Origin of the sequence: Cellulomonas sp. JZ18 (assembly GCF_009720485.1) — a bacterium.
Taxonomy (GTDB): Bacteria; Actinomycetota; Actinomycetes; order Actinomycetales; family Cellulomonadaceae; genus Cellulomonas.
Window position 1 is genome coordinate 2,734,750 of sequence record NZ_CP045245.1, and the last position, 17,680, is coordinate 2,752,429.

Genomic DNA, 17,680 nt, shown 5'->3' on the forward strand with positions numbered 1-17,680 from the left:
TGGCCTCGCACGCCGAGGCCGCGGGTGCGCGTGCGTGCGTTCTGGTGATGGACGACGAGCAGGAGGAGCTCGTCCGCACGCGGGGGCTGCGCACGATGCGCTACGCGGACTGGTACGCCGCCCTCGACCCGTGGCTCGTGTGGTCGGACCCCGGGTACTGGCTGAGCGCCATCGGTCACGACCGCGTCGCGCTGCGCGAGGCGGAGGCCGACCTCGTGGTGGTCGACAGCCGTCTCAGCATGACCGTGGCCGCCGGCATGGAGGGCAGGCGCGCCACCGCGGTGGTCCAGGACATGGACTTCCCGGGGTACGTCTACCCCGGCCGCGCGCGCCGCGAGGAGCTGTGGGACGACGTCGGCGTCGCGCTCACGACCGCGCTGCGCGAGCACGGGCTCACGTGGGCGCACGACGACCCGCGCGAGGTGGTCGTCGACGCGGGGGTCGTCGTCCCCGGCACGCCCGAGTCCGACGACGTGCCCGAGCCGTTCCGGCACCACGTGACGTTCGTCGGTCCGCTCACGGGGTTCTCCGGTGCCGGGTCGGCGGCGCAGGCGCCGGCGCCGGACGCCCTGCTGTTCTACAAGACCCTCTCCTCCCGCAGCGACCTCGCGGCGTTCCGCGCGGCGTTCGCCGACCTGCTCCCGCGCGTGCACGTCGCCACCGGTTCGCGCGCCGAGGCCCGCGCGCTCGCCGCCGCGCCGGAGCTGCAGGGGGCGCACGTCGCCGAGAGCTGGGACGTCACGGGGACGCGAGGCCCGCTCCCCGCCGCCGCGGTGGTGCACGGCGGGCACGGCACCCTGCTGCACATGGCGCAGGCCGGTGTGCCCTGCCTCGTGGTGCCCGACCTGAGCCCGGAGCGGTACGCGAACGCGCACAAGGCGGCGCGCCTCGGCTCCATGCGCGCCGTCCTGGACGGCATCGACGTGTCCCGGCTGACATGGCAGGCGCAGACGTCGTCCGCCGGAGCCGCCGACGTCGTCGCGGTGCGGCGCTCGCTGGACGCCCTGCTGGCCGACCCCTCGGTGCGGGAGCGCGCCCACGCACTGGCTGCCGAGTACGCGCAGTACACCCCGCGGCGCGCATGGTCCCGCGTGCGCGACGTCGCGCGGGTGCCGTCCGCGGCGTCCCGGCCGTCGGACCCGCTCCCCACCGGGGCGGTGCGGTGAGCGGCGCCGTCACGCACGTCGCCGCCCTCGTCGTGCTCGACGGTGCGCTGCTCCTGCAGCGGCGCGCCGCGACGCGGACGTTCCTCCCCGGGGCCTGGGACGTCGTGGGTGGCGCGGTCGAGGCCGGCGAGTCGCTCGAGGACGCCGTCCGGCGCGAGGTGCTCGAGGAGACGGGGCTCGTCGCCACCGAGGTGGGCCCGTGGGTGAGCGACGTCCGCTTCGAGGACGGCGACGGGCGGGCCTGCCGCGAGCTCGGCGCCATCACGCGGGTCGGGCCGGGCGTACCGCGCGCCGAGCCGGGCAAGGCGGACGCGGTGGCGCTGGTGACGGCGCTCGACGCGTTCGTCGAGGACAACCGTCGGCGGGGCCACGGGGACGTCCTCGTCCGGAGTGCCGGCGCCGCGCTCGCGTGGCTCGGCGCGCGGCAGGAGCAGCGCCCCCCGCTACGGTGAACCCGTGACCAGTCCCTACCCCACCGGCGACCAGCACGAGCTGCGGCTCGGCGACCAGGTCGCCGTCATCACGTCCGTCGGCGCGAGCATCCGCGAGTACCGCGTGGGTGACCGCGACGTCGTCCTGCCGTTCGCCGCCGAGTCCCTCGCCCCGGCCTTCTCCGGCGCGGTGCTGGCCCCGTGGCCCAACCGCGTCCGCGACGGCGTCTACGGCTACCGCGGGAAGACCTACCAGCTGCACCTGAGCGAGCCGCCGCGCGGCGTGGCGATCCACGGCCTCGTGGCGTGGGCGCGGTTCGACGCGGTCGAGCAGTCGGCCGAGGCGCTCACGCTGCGCCACGACCTCGTGCCGACCCCGGGCTACCCGTGGCCCGTGCGCGTCGAGGTGACGTACCGGCTCACCGAGCGCGGGCTCGACGTCACCACGGTCGCCACGAACCTCGGCGAGGACGTCGCGCCGTACGGCGTCGGCTTCCACCCGTGGCTCTCCCCCGGCCCCGGCACCGTCGACGAGTGCACGCTCCAGGTCGACGCGGCGCGGCACGTCACGGTGGACAACCGCCTCCTGCCCACGGGCAGCGAGGCGGTCGCCGGCGTCTTCGACCTGCGCGAGCCGAAGCCGCTGGCGGGTGTCGTGCTGGACGACGCCTGGCTCGAGCCGATCCGCGACGCCGACGGCCTGTCGTGGATCCGCCTCACCGGCGCCGACGGCCGCACGGTCGCGATGTGGGCCGACGAGACCCTCCCCGCCTGGCAGGTGTGCACGGGCGACGGCCTGGAGGGCATCGAGCGCGGCGGCGTCGCCGCCGAGCCGATGTCCTGCATCGCCGACGCGTTCCGCACGTGCGACCTGCTCGTCGAGCTCGAGCCCGGCACGGCGCACGAGGCCCGCTGGGGCGTCGGGCTCGTCTGACCCGACCCGGACGGACCGAGGGCCGGCGGTGCACCTGCACCGCCGGCCCTCGTCACGTCCGTCCCCGTCGGGGGGCGCAGGCGTCAGCCGTAGAACTCGCCGTCGGCCTTGACGCCCTTGATGTACTCCCAGTGCCACGGCTCGTACGGGCCGGAGCCGCCGCGCTTCGCCCACGTGGGGTTCTCCCACCCGTACACGGGCGCGTTCTCGTTCATCCACGCGAACCGGGTGCTGTTGTTCTGCAGACCGCACAGGTCGACCGCCAGGCCCCAGCCGTGGTTGCTCTTGCCGGGCGTCGCCGCGAGGCCGCCCTTCTGCGCCTTGACGGCCCGCTGCTCCGCGAGCGTGCGGTAGCCGTCGGTGAGGCAGATGTCGGTGCCGAAGCGGGCGACGTACGCCTGGTTGAGGTCCGCGAGCGCGACGGCCGCGTCGGCGCGGATCTGCGTCACGCCGTCCCACAGGGTGCACAGGTCCTCGGTGGACAGCTGGCCGTTCGCCCCCGTGGGGCGGGCCGTGCCGTCGCAGCCGGGCAGCGACGAGCGCTCGGCCGCGCGCGAGACGTCCAGCTGCGAGCGCAGTCGCACCGAGCCGTCGGCCGACATGAGCGAGGACGGCGGCAGGTCCGACAGCGGCAGCGCGGTGAGCGCGCTGACGGTGGTCGGGTAGTCCGGGTCGGCGGTGGGCCCGATGACGATCTCGCCCTCGGCGACGCTCTGCGACACCGGGACGACCACGGTCACGCCGACGAGCGCGGCGAGGACCCCGAGGCGGCCGACCACCGTCGTGGACCGGCGGCGGGCGGGCGACGCGTCGCCGTGCGCGGCCACCGGGAGGGCGTCGACCGGCGCCTGCGCGGCCGGCACCTCGACGCGGCGCGAACGGCTGCGGGAGGCCTCCTGCTCACGGAGGGAACGGCGGGTCCGGGTCGTCGGCTCCGCTGCGTGCGACCCCACGACACCTCCGTCCGTCCCCACCGTTCACCTGCACCTGGCTGTGCGGTCACGGAACCATAACGGCCCGTCGGCACGGCGTCCAAGGCCCCGATCCGGGGGCATGCCGACCCAGAACCGGACACAGCGGACGACACGCCGGACGACACGCCGGGCCCCACGGACGAAGGTCACACGCCCGGGTGCCGGCACCGCCCGCGGGTCGGGCGCGGTGCCGGCACCCCGCGTCAGTGCAGCTGCCCGCGCTGCATCGCGTCGCGCACCTCGCCGACGAGCTCCTCGAGGATGTCCTCGAGGAAGACCACGCCGACGGCCCGCCCGTCCGCGTCCACGCGCGCCAGGTGCGACCCCGAGCGCTGCATGGCGGCGAGCGCGGTCTCCACCTCGTCGTCCGGGGCGACGACGGCGAGGGTGCGCACCCGCCACGTCGGCACCGGCAGGGTGCGCGAGACGTCGTCCGCGTAGAGCACGTCCTTGATGTGCAGGTAGCCCGTGGGCGTCCCCGCGGCGTCCGCGACGGGGAACCGGCTGAAGCCGGTCCGGGCGACGAGGTGCTCGATGTCGTCGGGCGTGCTGCCCTCGGTCACCGTCACGAGCTCGTCGACCGGCACCATCACCTCGGCGGCGGTGCGGTCGGAGAACTCGATGGCACCGGCCAGCAGGCCCTGCTCGTCGGCCAGCAGCCCCTCGGCCTGGGACCGCTCGACGATGTGCTGCACCTCCTCCGCGGTGAACGCGGAGGACACCTCGTCCTGCGGCTCGACGCGGAAGGCCCGCAGCACGTGGTTCGCCAGCCAGTTCAGCGTCGAGATCACCGGGCGCAGCACGCGGGCGACCCACACGAGCGCAGGGCCGAACACCAGCACGGCGCGGTCGGGGCCCGCCACGGCCAGGTTCTTCGGCACCATCTCGCCGAGCACCACGTGCAGGTAGACGACGACGAGCAGCGCGATGACGAACGCGATCGGGTGTGTGAGCGCGTCCGGCACGCCGAGGGCGTGCAGGGGGTCCTCGATGAGGTGCGCGATCGCGGGCTCGGCGACGAGGCCGAGGCTCGTGGAGCACACGGTGATGCCGAGCTGCGCGGCCGCGAGCATGAGGGACACGTGCTCCATGGCCCACAGCACGGTGACGGCGCGCTTGTCCCCCGCCTCGGCGAGCGGCTCGACCGACGAGCGCCGCGCCGACATGAGCGCGAACTCGGCACCGACGAAGAACGCGTTGGCCGCGAGCAGCACGACCGCGAGCAGGAGCGCCAGGGTGCTGTCCATCAGGCCCCCGCCTCCTCGGTCGCGACGGCCTCGACGCGCACGCGCTCCACGCGCCGCCCGTCCATCCGCTCGACGTGCAGCCGCACGACGCCCTCCACGACCTCGTCCCCCTCCACCGGGATGCGACCCAGCCGGGCCATGAGCAGGCCGCCGAGCGTCTCGTACGGGCCCTCGTCGGGCACGCGCAGCCCGGTCGCCTCGTGCAGCTCGTCCGGGCGCAGCACGCCCGGCAGCACCCACGCGCCGTCGGCGCGGCGCGCGAGCGTGCTGCGGGTGCGGTCGTGCTCGTCCGCGACCTCGCCGACGAGCTCCTCGACGACGTCCTCGAGCGTCACGACGCCCGACGTGCCGCCGTACTCGTCGACGACCACCGCCATCTGCAGGCCCTGGGCGCGCAGCTCGACGAGCAGCGGGCCGAGGCCCACGGTCTCGGGCACGCGCGGCGCCTCGACCATGAGCGCCGCCGCCGGCACCTCGGCGCGGCGGTCGTGCGGCACGGCCATCGCCTTGCGCAGGTGCACGAGACCGACGACGTCGTCCGCGGAGTCGCCGATGACGGGGAAGCGCGAGTGGCCCGTCTGCCGCGCCAAGGCCATGACGTCGGCCGCCGTGTCGTCGTCCCGGCGGACCGCGACCATGCGGGTGCGGTCGGTCATGACGTCGACCGCCGTCAGGCGCGAGAAGTCGATGGAGTTGGTGAGCAGGGTCGCGGTCGACGCGTCGAGCGTCCCCTGCTCCGCCGAGCGACGCACGAGGGAGGCCAGCTCGGCGGGCGACCGCGCCCCCGACAGCTCCTCGCGCGGCTCGACGCCGACCCGGCGCAGCAGCGCGTTGGCCGTCCCGTTCGTCAGGGCGATGACGGCGCGCAGCGCGGTCGTGAACCCGACCTGCAGCGGCGCGACGAGGCGGGCGGTGCCGAGCGGGCTCGCGATGGCGAAGTTCTTCGGCACCAGCTCGCCGAACAGCATGGAGAACCCGTTGACGAGGAGGATCGCGAGCGCACCCGCGACGGCTCCCGCGACGGCGCGGTCGAGGCCCGAGGACTCGAGCGGCGCCCCCAGCAGGCGCACGACCGCCGGCTGCGTCGTGTAGCCCAGCAGGACGGTGGTGAGCGTGATGCCGACCTGCGCACCGGACAGCTGGGTCGACAGGCGTCGCAGCGCCCGCACGACCGCGCGGCCCCGCGCGTCGTCCTGCCCCTCCTGCTGCTCGACCAGGTTGGGGTCGAGCGTGACGAGCGCGAACTCCGCCGCGACGAAGACCGCGGTGCCGACCGTGAGCAGGACGCCCAGGCCGACGAGCAGCCAGTCGGTCAGCACGGGCACCCCCGCAGGGGTGCGGGTCCCGGCGGCGCGGCCGGGACGGGGCACCGGGTGGCGGTGCCGGGGCCGCGCAGGTACGCGCGCGGCGGGGCGGGGGTGGCCGGCACGGTCGCGTCCCGCCCCCGACCCCGGGACGGGGTCGTCCGCGGTGCCCGGGGACGACCCGGGGCGGTGCGGGGTGGGGGGTGACGCGACGCCGGCAGCGACTTGAGCTGCTCATGGTGGCGACCATCCTACGGACGCGCCGCGCGTGCCGTCCCGCGGGGAAGGGCGCGCACGCGTGTGCCACCCTGACCCCATGGTGAACAGCGGGCAGCAGCCGGGCGCCACGACGGTCCTCGTGGTGGAGGACGAGCCGGCGATCGCGCAGGCCATCGTGCACCGCCTGTCGGCCGAGGGCTGGCACGTGGAGTCGGTGGGCGACGGCTTCGCCGGTGTGTCCGCGGCCGCGCGGCTGCAGCCCGACGTCGTCGTGCTCGACGTCATGCTCCCCGGGATCGACGGGCTGGAGGTCTGCCGCCGCATCCAGGCCGAGCGGCCGGTCCCGGTGCTCATGCTCACCGCGCGCGACGACGAGACGGACATGCTCGTCGGTCTCGGCGTCGGCGCGGACGACTACATGACGAAGCCCTTCTCGATGCGCGAGCTCGTGGCCCGCACCAAGGTGCTGCTGCGGCGCACCGAGCGGGCCGCCCGCGCCGCCGAGCTCGCGGCGGCGCAGCAGCCCGACCCGCCGCTCGTCGCGGGCGACGTGACCATCGACCGCGCGCAGCGGCGCGTGCTGCGCGCGGACCGCGAGGTCCACCTGACGCCGACGGAGTTCGACCTGCTGCTGACCCTCGCGCAGACCCCGCGCACCGTGCTCACGCGCGAGAAGCTCCTGGCCGACGTCTGGGACTGGGTGGACGCGAGCGGCACGCGCACGGTCGACTCCCACGTGAAGGCGCTGCGGCGCAAGCTCGGCGCGGACCTCATCCGCACGGTGCACGGGGTCGGGTACGCGTTCGAGCCCGCCGGCGACGACGCGGCCGACGGGCCGCCGGACGCGTGAGCGGGCCGACGGGCCCCGAGGCGCGCCACGCCCGCGACGGCGCGCGGGGCTGGCAGCTGCCCGACGTGCGCCCGCTCGACCGCCTGCGCAGCATCAAGATCAAGCTCGGCGTGCTCGTCGCCGCCACCGTGACGCTCGCCGCGCTCATCATCTGGATCGGCTACCGCCAGGCCCTCGGCCCCAGCCGGACGCTGCCGATCGCGATCGTCCTCTCCCTCGCCCTCACCCAGCTGCTCGCGCGGGGCATGACGTCCCCGCTGCGCGAGATGACGGCGGCGGCCCGCGCGATGGCCGCGGGCGACTACAGCCGCCGGGTGCGGTCGACCAGCCGGGACGAGGTGGGCCAGCTCGCCGACGCGTTCAACACGATGGCGGACGACCTGCAGCAGCTCGACACGTTCCGGCGCGAGCTCGTCGCGAACGTCTCGCACGAGCTGCGCACGCCCGTCACGGCGCTGCAGGCCCAGCTGGAGAACATGGTCGACGGCGTGAGCGAGCCCGACCCGGCGACGCTGCAGACCGCGCTCGCGCAGACGGAGCGGCTGTCCCGGCTGGTGTCGTCGCTGCTCGACCTGTCCCGGGTCGAGGCGGGGGCGGTGCCCCTGCGGGTGGAGGAGGTCGAGCTCGCCCAGCTGCTGGGGCAGGCCGCGGACGAGGCGAGCCTCGTCGGTGCGCAGAAGTCGCTGACCTTCGCGGTCGACGTCGACCCGCCGGACCTCACGGTGCCGGCCGACCCCGAGCGCCTGCACCAGGTCGTCGCCAACCTGCTGCACAACGCGGCGCGCCACTCCCCGCCGGGCGACGAGATCCGCATCGAGGCGAGCCGGGTCGGCTCCGACGTGCGGATCGACGTGGTCGACCACGGCCCGGGCATCGCGCGCGACCAGCGCGCGCACGTCTTCGAGCGGTTCGTGCGCGGCAACACGCCGGCCCGGACGGGCCAGGGCTCGACCGGCGGGACCGGGCTGGGGCTGTCCATCGTGCGGTGGGCGGTCGAGCTGCACGGCGGGCACGTCGAGGTCGCCGACACCGCGACCGGCTGCACGATGCGCGTGACGCTGCCGTCGGGCCGCGACCGGCGCACCCTGCCCCGGCCGGGGGCACGCCGCTAGGGTCGGCGCATGAGCCACGCCGCCCCCGCCGGGTCTGCGGACGACCGGACGGTGCGCCTGCGCCACCTCACGAAGCACTTCGGCCAGGTGCGCGCCGTCGAGGACCTGACGATCGACGTGCTGCCCGGCCGCGTCACCGGCTTCCTCGGGCCGAACGGCGCCGGCAAGACGACGACCCTGCGCATGCTGCTCGGCCTGGTCCGCCCCACGTCCGGCACGGCGACGATCGGCGAGGTCCCGTACCGGCGGCTGCGCCGGCCGGCCACGGTCGTGGGCGCCGCCCTCGAGGCCAGCAGCTTCCACCCCGGGCGCACGGGTCTGGACCACCTGCGGGTGTACGCGCCGCAGGCGGGCGTCGGCGACGCCCGTGCGCGTGAGGTGCTCGACCTGGTCGGCCTCTCGGGGCCGCCGACCGGCGCGTCGGCGGGTACTCCCTCGGCATGCGGCAGCGGCTCGCGCTCGCCACGACCCTCCTCGGGGACCCGCCGGTCCTCCTGCTGGACGAGCCCGCCAACGGGCTGGACCCGGAGGGCATCGCGTGGCTGCGCGGCTTCCTGCGCGCGCTCGCGGCCGAGGGCCGGACCGTGCTCGTGTCCTCGCACGTGCTCTCGGAGGTGCAGCAGACCGTGGACGACGTCGTCGTCATCGCCCGCGGCCGCCTGGTGCACGCCTCGTCGCTCGCCGACCTCGCCCGCCTGGCGCGCCCGCGCGTGCGCGCGACGTCCCCCGACGGCGCCCGCCTCGCGGACCTGGTGGTGCGCGCGGGCTGGTCGACGGCCGCACCGACCGCGACGACCGCCGGACCGCTCACGGTCGAGGTGCACGACGTCACGCCCGCGGAGGTCGGTGCCGCGGCGTTCGCGGCGGGCGTGGAGCTGCACGAGCTCGCGGCCGTCGGCGCGGGGCTCGAGCAGCTCTTCCTCGACCTCGTCGAGCAGCCGCCCGCCGCGGCCGGCGCCCCGGCGACGGGGCGGGCCGCCTGATGGGGGCGGCGCTGCGGACCGAGTACCGCAAGCTCGTCACGACCCGCCTGTGGTGGGTGCTGCTGCTCGTCATGGTGGTCTACATGGCGTTCCTCTCGGCCGTCATGGCGTGGGCCGTGTCCCAGGGCGCCGGGACCGGTCCGGCGGTGCCGGGCGGGCCCGGCGGTGCCGAGGGCGGCCTCGACCCGTCCGGCGTCGTGCGCACCGTGTACACGATCGCGGTCACGTTCGGGTACGCGTTCCCGCTGGTCGTCGGCACGCTGGCGGTGACCACCGAGTTCCGGCACCGCACCGTCACGCCCACGTTCCTGCTCGAGCCGCGCCGCGACGTCGTCCTCGTCGCCAAGCTCGTGGTCGGCGCGGCCGCGGGCGTGCTGTTCGGCGTGGTGGGCACGGCGGCGTCCGCCGGGACGGGCGCGCTCGTGCTGGGGCTGCTCGGCGAGCCCACCGGTCTCGACGACGCCGGCACGTGGGGCACGCTCGCGCTGTCGGCGCTCGCGCTGGCGGTCTGGGCCGTCGTCGGGGTCGCCCTGGGCACCGTGCTGACCAACCAGGTCGCCGCGGTCGTCGTCATCCTCGCGTTCACGCAGTTCCTCGAGCCCGTGCTGCGCGTGGTGCTCGGGCTCACGAGCTGGGGGCAGGACGTCGCGCGCTACCTGCCGGGCGCCGCGGGCGAGGCGATCTCGGGCGGCAGCTTCTACTCGGAGGCCGCGGGCGTGCCCCTGCTGCCGGCGTGGCAGGGGCTGCTCGTGCTGCTCGGCTACGCGGTCGTCCTGGCGGCGCTCGGACGCCTGACGACGCTGCGCCGCGACGTCGGCTGACGACGCTCGCCGGACCGCTCCTGGTGCGTCTCCGACCGGGTCTTTGGTCCCCAGGGACCGGCGCTTTCCCGGTCGTTGACCGCCGCCCGGCAGCCGGGTGAAGAGGTCGCGCAGATCCCCTCGGACGGGCCTCGCCGGCTCGGTCGCCGGTGCCGGGAGCACGTAGTGTTGTCGTCAACAGAACTGGCGACGGCGCGGTCCCGGTACCGCGCACCGGAAGTGGGCGATCCCAGCGTGACCCAGAAGGCGCAGTCCGACCCCACCCGTGCCGACTTCGGCGCGAACGAGTGGCTCGTGGACGAGCTGTACGAGCAGTACAAGAAGGACCGGAACGCGGTGGACCCCGCGTGGTGGGACTTCTTCGAGGGCTACCAGCCGGGGACGCCGTCCCCCGCGGGCGACGGCCGGCAGGCCCCCGCGGCCGACGGCTCCTCCGCCCCCGCGGCGCCGCCGGGCACCCCGGCGAACGGCACCTCGGCCGCCCCTGCCGCACCGCCCGCCCCCGCCGCGAGCGCGCCGGCCGCTCCCGCCGCGCCGGCGACGCCGTCGCGGCCCAGGCAGCCGTCCGGTGCCGCCCCGGAGCCGCAGGCCCGGCAGGTCGACCGCACGCCCGGTGCCGCCCCGCGCGACGTCGTGGCGACCCCCTCCCCCGTCGCGACGGCGCAGCCCGCCACCGCCCCGTACGCCGAGGTCGCGGCGACGCGGCGCACCGACGACGAGGTCGAGCCGGTCGACGACGTGCAGAAGCTGCGCGGCCCCGCCGCCCGCGTGGTCACCAACATGGAGGCCTCGCTCGAGGTGCCGACGGCGACGTCGGTCCGCGCGGTGCCGGCCAAGCTGATGGTCGACAACCGCATCGTCATCAACAACCACCTGTCCCGCGGACGCGGCGGCAAGGTGTCGTTCACGCACCTCATCGGGTTCGCGCTCGTCGAGGCGCTGGGCGAGATGCCGGCGATGAACGCCTCGTACACGCTGGTCGACGGCAAGCCGGGCGTGCTGCAGCCCGCGCACGTCAACCTCGGCCTCGCGATCGACCTCGCCAAGCCCGACGGCTCGCGCCAGCTGCTCGTGCCGTCGATCAAGAAGGCGGAGACGCTCGACTTCGCGCAGTTCTGGACGGCCTACGAGGACGTCGTGCGCCGGGCGCGCAACGGCAAGCTCACGGTCGAGGACTTCGCCGGGACGACGATCTCGCTGACGAACCCGGGCACGATCGGCACCGTCCACTCGGTGCCGCGCCTCATGCAGGGCCAGGGCACGATCGTGGGCGTCGGCGCGATGGACTACCCGGCGGAGTTCGCCGGCACGTCCGCCGAGCAGCTCAACCGCATGGGCGTGTCGAAGGTCCTCACGATCACCTCGACGTACGACCACCGGATCATCCAGGGCGCGCAGTCGGGCGACTTCCTGCGCATCCTCGGGCGCAAGCTCCTCGGCGAGGACGGCTTCTACGACCGCGTCTTCGCGGCGCTGCGCGTGCCGTACGAGCCCGTGCGCTGGGTCCGGGACGCCGACCACGACCCGGACGCCGAGGCGATCAAGCCGGCCCGCATCGCCGAGCTCATCCACGCCTACCGCTCGCGCGGCCACCTCATGGCCGACACCGACCCGCTGGCCTACCGCCAGCGCAAGCACCCGGACCTCGACGTGCAGAACCACGGCCTGACGCTGTGGGACCTGGACCGCACGTTCCCGACCGGCGGCTTCACGGGCAGGAACCGCGCCACGCTGCGCGACGTGCTGGGCCTGCTGCGCGACTCGTACTGCCGCACCATCGGCGTCGAGTACATGCACCTGCAGGACCCGCGCCAGCGCCGCTGGCTGCAGGAGCGGCTCGAGTCCGGCTACGCGCGCACGCCGCGCGAGGACCAGCTGCGGATCCTGCGCCGCCTCAACGCCGCGGAGGCGTTCGAGACGTTCCTGCAGACGAAGTACGTGGGCCAGAAGCGCTTCTCGCTCGAGGGCGGCGAGTCGCTGATCCCGCTGCTCGACGCGATCCTGTCGAAGGCGGCCAACGGCGGCCTCGACGAGGTCGGCATCGGCATGGCGCACCGCGGCCGCCTCAACGTGCTCGCGAACATCGCCGGCAAGTCCTACGGCCAGATCTTCAGCGAGTTCGAGGGCAACCAGGACCCGAAGTCGGTGCAGGGCTCGGGCGACGTGAAGTACCACCTCGGCACCGAGGGCACGTTCACCGCCGAGTCCGGGGCGACGACCGCGGTGTACCTGGCGGCCAACCCGTCGCACCTCGAGGCGGTCGACCCGGTGCTCGAGGGCATCGTGCGCGCCAAGCAGGACCGCATCGACCTCGGCGGGGACGGCTTCTCCGTGCTGCCGATCCTCATCCACGGCGACGCGGCGTTCGCGGGCCAGGGCGTGGTCTTCGAGACGCTCAACCTCGCGCAGCTGCGCGGCTACCGCACGGGCGGCACGATCCACGTGATCGTCAACAACCAGGTCGGCTTCACGACCGGGCCGTCGTCCTCGCGCTCGTCCCAGTACGCGACCGACGTGGTCAAGGGCCTGCAGGTGCCGGTCTTCCACGTCAACGGGGACGACCCGGAGGCGTGCGTGCGCGTCGCGGAGCTCGCGTTCGAGTACCGCGAGCAGTTCGCGCGGGACGTCGTCATCGACATGGTCTGCTACCGCCGTCGCGGCCACAACGAGGGCGACGACCCGTCGATGACGCAGCCGCTCATGTACAACCTCATCGAGGCCAAGCGCTCGGTCCGCAAGCTCTACACCGAGACCCTCGTCGCCCGCGGCGACATCACGCTGGAGGACGCCGAGCAGGCGCTGCGCGACTACCAGGCCCAGCTGGAGCGGGTGTTCACCGAGACCCGTGAGGACGGCTGGACCGCGCCCCAGGGCGAGGTCGAGACGGTCGCGGGGCTCGAGCGGCCGGAGTCGCAGCAGGAGGACGCCGGCGTCATGGTCGGCTGGCAGACCGCCGTGCCGGCGTCGGTGCTCGAGCGCATCGGCCAGGCGCACGTGCGGGCCCCCGAGGGCTTCACGGTGCACCCGAAGCTCGCGCAGATGCTCGCCAAGCGCGAGCAGATGAGCCGCGAGGGCGGCATCGACTGGGGCTTCGGCGAGATCCTCGCGTTCGGCTCGCTGCTGGTCGAGGGCACGCCCGTGCGGCTCGCCGGGCAGGACTCGCGCCGCGGCACGTTCGTGCAGCGGCACGCCGTCCTGCACGACCGCGAGACCGGTGCCGAGTGGACGCCGCTGCTGTACCTGTCGGGCGACCAGGCGAAGTTCTGGGTGTACGACTCGTCGCTGTCGGAGTACGCGGCGCTCGGCTTCGAGTACGGCTACTCCGTGGAGCGTCCGGACGCGCTCGTGCTGTGGGAGGCGCAGTTCGGCGACTTCGTCAACGGCGCGCAGACGGTGATCGACGAGTTCATCTCGTCCGCCGAGCAGAAGTGGGGCCAGCGCTCGTCCGTCGTCCTGCTGCTCCCCCACGGCTACGAGGGCCAGGGGCCGGACCACTCGTCCGCGCGCATCGAGCGCTTCCTGCAGCTCGCGGCCGAGGAGAACATGACGGTCGCCCAGCCGTCGACGCCCGCGTCGTACTTCCACCTGCTGCGCCGCCAGGCGTACCGGCGCCCGCGTCGTCCGCTGGTGGTGTTCACGCCCAAGTCGATGCTGCGCCTGAAGTCGGCGACCTCGAAGGTCGAGGACTTCACGTCCGGCACGTTCCGCACCGTGGTGGGCGACGAGCTCGCGGCGGCGAAGGCGGACCAGGTGACCCGCGTGCTCCTGTGCTCGGGCAAGGTCTACTGGGACCTGCTCGCGCACCGCGCGGCGTCGGGCGACCAGCAGACGGCCATCGTGCGGTTCGAGCAGCTCTACCCGCTCGAGCCGGAGGCGATCCGCGAGGCGCTGGCCCCGTTCGACGGCGCCGAGCTGGTGTGGGTGCAGGACGAGCCGCAGAACCAGGGCCCGTGGACGTACATGTCCTCGCACCTGCCGCAGCTCGCCGAGCGCCCGCTGCGCGTGGTCTCGCGCCCGGAGTCGGCGTCGCCCGCCGCCGGGTCGGCCAAGAAGCACGCGGCGGAGCAGAAGGAGCTCGTGGACGCGGCCTTCCGCCGCTGACCGACGCACCGACGCCCCGGCCCCGCTCCCCGCGGGTGCCGGGGCGTCGTCGTACCGGGCGTCGTCGTACCGGGCGTCGTCGTAGCGGGCATCGTCGTACCGGGCGCCGGACGAGGGCCGGCGTGCCCCGGGCCTGCGCGCTCAGGCGTCGACGAGCGAGCGGTGCGGCGCCGGGGCGTCGGCGGTGCTCGCGAAGCGCCGGCGGTAGGCCTGCGGGCTCGTGCCCAGCGTGCGGGCGAAGTGGTGGCGCAGCTGGGCCGCGGACCCCAGGCCGCACAGGCGGGCGACCTCGTCGACCGGCACGTCGGTGCGCTCGAGCAGCTCCTGGGCGCGGGCGACGCGCTGGCGCGCGAGCCAGGCCGCCGGCGTCGTCCCCGTCTCCGCGCGGAACCGGCGCGCGAAGGTGCGCGGGGACATGAGCGCCCGGGCGGCGAGCACGGGCACGGTCAGCTCCGCGTCGAGGTGCTCCGACATCCACGTCAGCAGCGGCGCGAGGGTGTCCGCCTCCGGCAGCGGCATGTCGATGTACTGCGCCTGACCGCCGTCGCGCTGCGGGGGGACGACCATGCGGCGGGCGATCGCCGTCGCGGCGGCACCGCCGAGCTCGCGTCGCACGAGGTGCAGGCAGGCGTCGATGCCGGCGGCGGTGCCCGCCCCGGTGATCACCCGCCCGTCCTCCACGAACAGCACGGACGGGTCGACCGTGGCCGTCGGGAAGCGCGCGGCCAGCTCGGCCGCGTGCATCCAGTGGGTGGTGCACCGACGCCCGTCGAGCAGCCCCGCCTCCCCCAGCGCGAACGCCCCGCTGCAGATGCTCAGCAGCCAGGCACCGCGGTCGTGGGCGTCGCGCAGCGCCTGCAGCACGTCCTCGCCGAGCCGGGCGGGCTCGGCGCCGTAGGCCGGCACGACCACGAGGTCGACGTCGCGCGTCGCCTCGAGCCCGTGCTCGACCACGACGGAGAACCCGCCCTTGGTCGGCAGCGGCACGCCCGGCGTCGGCCCGCAGACCCGGAAGTCGAACGTCGGCCCGCCCGTGTCGGAGCGGTCGATGCCGAACACCTCGCAGGCGGTGCCCAGCTCGAAGGGGGCGGCGTTCGGCAGCGCGAGGACGGCGACGGAGTGCAGCACGTGACGAGGGTCGCACGACGTTGGCAGGATGTCGACGGTCGACGTCCTTCCCGCCACTCGTGGCAGCATCATGCACGGTCGCAGGATCTCTGCCATGGACATCCTCTGGCTCGTGCTCTCGCTCCTCGCGCTCGCCGCCTGGCTCGGCTGGCTCTGGCGCCTCGTCACGCGCGACGGCCTCGGCGACCGCCGCCCGCCCGCCTCCCACGAGGCCTGGGCCGACCACCGCGACGGCTGGTCGTCCGTGCCGGTGGGCACGCGCGACTGACCCGCGGACACGCCCCGCCCGGACGAGCACGCACCCGGCCCGCGCTGCTGCGAGACTGTCCCGCAGCGCCGGCGGTCGTCGCGCGCACGGACGAGGCAGGAGGACGGGACGTGGGTGAGCTGCCGCTCCGGCTCGCGGTCATCGGGGACGAGCTGGTCGCGGGCGCCGGGGACCCCCGGGGTCTCGGCTGGGTCGGCCGCGTGGCCGCGCGCACGCCGGCACCGGACCACCCGCTGACCGTGCTCACGCTGGCCGTGCCCGGTGAGAACAGCACCGAGCTCGGCGTGCGCTGGGACCCGGAGGTCTCGCGGCGCCTGGCGCCGGACGCCGACAACCGGCTCGTCGTGGGCATCGGACGCGCCGACGTGACCGCCGGGCTCTCGCTCGCGCGCAGCCGGCTCAACCTCGCCAACGTGCTCGACGTCGCCGAGCAGCGCCGCATCCCGGCGTTCGTCGTCGGCCCGCCGCCCGGCGCACCGGAGGACGGCGACAAGATCGCCGAGCTCTCGGCCGCGCTCGGGGACGTCGCCGCGCGCCGCCGGGTCCCCTACGTGGACATGTACACGCCGCTCGCCGCCCACGACCAGTGGCTCGCGGACATGGCGACCTCGCCCGCGCACCTGCCCGGGCAGGCCGGCTACGGCCTCATGGCGTGGCTCGTGCTGCACACGGGCTGGCACGCCTGGCTGGGCCTGCCCGACGACGCCTGACGCCGCCGGGCGCGGCCCCGCCCCGCGCCGGGTCAGCCGACCAGCCCCGCCGAGCGCAGCTCCAGCGTGAGGTCGTGCGGGTTCGACGCGACGGCCAGCGCGTCCTCGTACGTGACGACCGCGTCGCGCACGAGCGTGAACAGGTGCTGGTCGAAGGTCTGCATCTTGTAGAAGTCCCCCTCCTTGATCAGCTCCGTGATCGGGGGGTTCTCCTGCGGCTCGATGATCGCCTCGGCCGTCCGGCCGGTGTTGACCATGACCTCGATGGCCGACACCCGGCCCGTGCCGTCGGCGCGGCGCAGCAGACGCTGGGACACGATGCCCCGCAGCGCCTGCGCGAGCGCGATGCGCACCTGCTTCTGCTCGTGGGGCGGGAAGAAGTCGACGATGCGGTTGACGGTCTCGGCGGCGTCGATCGTGTGCAGCGTCGACAGCACGAGGTGGCCCGTCTCGGCGGCGGACAGCGCGGCCCGCACCGTCTCCACGTCCCGCATCTCGCCCACGAGGATCACGTCCGGGTCCTGGCGCATCGCGGCGCGCAGCGCGACCGTGAAGTTCTCGGTGTCCTGGCGCACCTCGCGCTGCGACACGATGGCGCGCTTGTCCGCGTGCAGGATCTCGATCGGGTCCTCGATGGTGACGATGTTGACCTCGCGCAGCGTGTTGATGAGGTCGACCATCGACGCCAGCGTCGTCGTCTTGCCCGAGCCCGTGGGGCCCGTGACGAGCACGAGGCCGCGCGGCTCGAGGGCGAGCTCCCCGACGACCTCCGGCAGGCCCAGCTCGGTCAGCGACTGCGCCCCGACGCCGACGCGGCGGAAGACCAGCCCGTACGTACCGCGCGCCTGGTAGGCGTTGACGCGGAAGCGCCCCACGCCGGGCACCGAGTAGGCGAAGTCCGCCTCCTTGGTGGTGCGGAACGTCTCCACGAGGTCGTCCGGCAGCACCTCGTCGAGCATGCGCTCGGTGTCGGCGGGCCGCAGGTCGGGGGCCTGCAGCTTGCGCAGGCGGCCGTCGACGCGCACGCGCGGCGCCGAGCCGACCTTGCAGTGCAGGTCGGAGCCGTTCGTGCTGACCAGCGCGTGCAGGAACGGGATCACGGACTGGGTCTCTGCCACGCAGGTGTCATCGGGCCGTCGGGGGCCGCACTTGAGCCCGGCCGGCGGGGGCGCTCGGCGCGCGCCGGCCCGCCCCCGCTGCCCCCTCCCCGCGCGAGCGCGGCACGGGTGCGGCGCGGACGGGGCGCGGGGTGTGGGACGATGGGCCGACCCATGGTGCGTGCCCGCGTGCGCGCGCCCGCACGACCCGAGGAGACCAGCGATGAGCAAGCGCGGCCGCAAGCGCCGTTCCCGCAAGGGCAACGCCGCGAACCACGGCAAGCGTCCCAACGCCTGAGCGTTCGACGCCACGACGTACGAGGGCCCCGGAGCAC

16 protein-coding genes and 1 pseudogene are annotated in these 17,680 nt (G+C 74.9%); 12 read left to right on the forward strand and 5 right to left on the reverse strand.

Going from position 1 to position 17,680, the window contains the following annotated elements:
* Window positions 1–47 precede the first annotated feature (47 nt).
* From GC089_RS18465 to GC089_RS12465, 3 genes are read left to right on the forward strand one after another with little or no spacing between them, the layout of a single operon-like run.
* Window positions 48–1,166, forward strand: a complete 1,119-nt coding sequence (locus GC089_RS18465) for a glycosyltransferase (protein ID WP_196250698.1) — start codon at window positions 48–50, stop codon at window positions 1,164–1,166.
* Entirely contained in the window at window positions 1,163–1,618 is a 456-nt protein-coding gene (locus GC089_RS12460; protein WP_196250699.1) for an NUDIX hydrolase, read from the forward strand. The genes GC089_RS18465 and GC089_RS12460 overlap by 4 nt, the downstream gene beginning before the upstream one ends.
* Window positions 1,619–1,622: 4 nt before the next feature.
* Window positions 1,623–2,531 (forward strand): aldose 1-epimerase family protein, encoded by a 909-nt coding sequence (locus GC089_RS12465; protein ID WP_155377932.1) that lies wholly within the window; start codon window positions 1,623–1,625, stop codon window positions 2,529–2,531.
* Between the two features lie 83 nt (window positions 2,532–2,614).
* Here GC089_RS12465 and GC089_RS12470 read toward each other — a convergent pair whose 3' ends face one another.
* The 3 genes from GC089_RS12470 to GC089_RS12480 all read right to left on the reverse strand — a co-directional run bounded on the left by GC089_RS12470 (window position 2,615) and on the right by GC089_RS12480 (window position 6,071).
* On the reverse strand, window positions 2,615–3,484 hold the full coding sequence (locus tag GC089_RS12470) for a M15 family metallopeptidase (protein WP_155377933.1): 870 nt from the start codon (window positions 3,482–3,484) through the stop codon (window positions 2,615–2,617).
* Between the two features lie 224 nt (window positions 3,485–3,708).
* The gene (locus GC089_RS12475; protein WP_155377934.1) at window positions 3,709–4,752 is read right to left on the reverse strand and encodes a hemolysin family protein; all 1,044 of its coding nucleotides are present in this window, start codon (window positions 4,750–4,752) and stop codon (window positions 3,709–3,711) included.
* Window positions 4,752–6,071, reverse strand: a complete 1,320-nt coding sequence (locus GC089_RS12480) for a hemolysin family protein (protein ID WP_196250914.1) — start codon at window positions 6,069–6,071, stop codon at window positions 4,752–4,754. Before GC089_RS12480 ends, GC089_RS12475 begins: the two co-directional genes overlap by 1 nt.
* Window positions 6,072–6,372: 301 nt before the next feature.
* Between GC089_RS12480 and GC089_RS12485 the strand changes: the two genes are divergently transcribed.
* From GC089_RS12485 to GC089_RS12505, 6 genes and pseudogenes are all read left to right on the forward strand, one after another.
* Complete coding sequence (locus GC089_RS12485; RefSeq protein WP_155377936.1) at window positions 6,373–7,125, forward strand: response regulator transcription factor; 753 nt, start codon at window positions 6,373–6,375, stop codon at window positions 7,123–7,125.
* Window positions 7,122–8,237 (forward strand): cell wall metabolism sensor histidine kinase WalK, encoded by a 1,116-nt coding sequence (locus GC089_RS12490; RefSeq protein ID WP_155377937.1) that lies wholly within the window; start codon window positions 7,122–7,124, stop codon window positions 8,235–8,237. The genes GC089_RS12485 and GC089_RS12490 overlap by 4 nt, the downstream gene beginning before the upstream one ends.
* Window positions 8,238–8,246: 9 nt before the next feature.
* Window positions 8,247–8,579 (forward strand): annotated as a pseudogene (locus GC089_RS20125) (ATP-binding cassette domain-containing protein); the annotation flags it as partial.
* Window positions 8,580–8,677: 98 nt separating this feature from the next.
* On the forward strand, window positions 8,678–9,220 hold the full coding sequence (locus GC089_RS20130; protein WP_370513999.1) for an AAA family ATPase: 543 nt from the start codon (window positions 8,678–8,680) through the stop codon (window positions 9,218–9,220).
* The gene (locus GC089_RS12500; RefSeq protein ID WP_155377938.1) at window positions 9,220–10,041 is read left to right on the forward strand and encodes an ABC transporter permease subunit; all 822 of its coding nucleotides are present in this window, start codon (window positions 9,220–9,222) and stop codon (window positions 10,039–10,041) included. Before GC089_RS20130 ends, GC089_RS12500 begins: the two co-directional genes overlap by 1 nt.
* Before the next feature lie 234 nt (window positions 10,042–10,275).
* Complete coding sequence (locus GC089_RS12505; protein WP_155377939.1) at window positions 10,276–14,142, forward strand: multifunctional oxoglutarate decarboxylase/oxoglutarate dehydrogenase thiamine pyrophosphate-binding subunit/dihydrolipoyllysine-residue succinyltransferase subunit; 3,867 nt, start codon at window positions 10,276–10,278, stop codon at window positions 14,140–14,142.
* 141 nt (window positions 14,143–14,283) lie between these two features.
* On the opposite strand, the gene GC089_RS12510 is transcribed toward GC089_RS12505, so the two are convergent.
* Complete coding sequence (locus GC089_RS12510; RefSeq protein WP_155377940.1) at window positions 14,284–15,270, reverse strand: GlxA family transcriptional regulator; 987 nt, start codon at window positions 15,268–15,270, stop codon at window positions 14,284–14,286.
* A 94-nt stretch (window positions 15,271–15,364) separates the two neighbouring features.
* Here GC089_RS12510 and GC089_RS18470 point away from each other — a divergent pair, with 94 nt between their 5' ends.
* Complete coding sequence (locus tag GC089_RS18470) at window positions 15,365–15,538, forward strand: hypothetical protein (protein WP_196250700.1); 174 nt, start codon at window positions 15,365–15,367, stop codon at window positions 15,536–15,538.
* 110 nt (window positions 15,539–15,648) lie between these two features.
* The gene (locus tag GC089_RS12515; RefSeq protein ID WP_155377941.1) at window positions 15,649–16,248 is read left to right on the forward strand and encodes a GDSL-type esterase/lipase family protein; all 600 of its coding nucleotides are present in this window, start codon (window positions 15,649–15,651) and stop codon (window positions 16,246–16,248) included.
* A 32-nt stretch (window positions 16,249–16,280) separates the two neighbouring features.
* On the opposite strand, the gene GC089_RS12520 is transcribed toward GC089_RS12515, so the two are convergent.
* Complete coding sequence (locus tag GC089_RS12520) at window positions 16,281–17,366, reverse strand: type IV pilus twitching motility protein PilT (RefSeq protein WP_155377942.1); 1,086 nt, start codon at window positions 17,364–17,366, stop codon at window positions 16,281–16,283.
* Window positions 17,367–17,568: 202 nt separating this feature from the next.
* Between GC089_RS12520 and GC089_RS20135 the strand changes: the two genes are divergently transcribed.
* Window positions 17,569–17,643, forward strand: a complete 75-nt coding sequence (locus GC089_RS20135) for a 50S ribosomal protein bL37 (RefSeq protein ID WP_099052597.1) — start codon at window positions 17,569–17,571, stop codon at window positions 17,641–17,643.
* Window positions 17,644–17,680 lie beyond the last annotated feature (37 nt).